Raw genomic sequence first — 379 nt, 5'->3', positions numbered from 1 at the left:
ATATATATATAAGCATACCTCCAACTATCAAACTCTCTCATTCTCCAACCCTCGAACTTTTTTTCAGGAGCTAAATCCGGCTTTCACTCCTCGCTTTTTTGCGCTTTGCTTTTTCTTTGCAGCAAAAAGAGCTCAAACAAGCCGTTCAATCCGGGCTATTTTAGTAATTGTTCCATTTGGTAGATAACACCAATATCGTTAAAAGCAAAGATGTCTAAAAGCCACATCGTGGCGCTCTGTTAATAGAACATTATAAAATCACCAGATTAAGCTCCAAAGGAGCGACCTGTAAAATGATAGTAGATTATTATATACAACCCGTAGTGCATTTGGCTTAGATTGAATAAAAGTTGTGCAAACTGCTAAAAAGCAGTAAATT

At 36.7% G+C, this 379-nt stretch carries 1 protein-coding gene; it reads left to right on the top strand.

Going from position 1 to position 379, the window contains the following annotated elements:
• On the top strand, nucleotides 1–187 hold a 187-nt coding region (locus OEW74_RS19335; protein ID WP_265430038.1), incomplete at its 5' end, for a hypothetical protein.
• Between the last annotated feature and the right edge of the window lie 192 nt (nucleotides 188–379).

Origin of the sequence: Chryseobacterium sp. YIM B08800, from assembly GCF_026163565.1 — a bacterium.
Taxonomy (GTDB): domain Bacteria; phylum Bacteroidota; class Bacteroidia; order Flavobacteriales; family Weeksellaceae; genus Chryseobacterium.
Note: the sequence above shows the minus strand (reverse complement) of the source record. Positions and strands in the feature narration are given on the sequence as shown.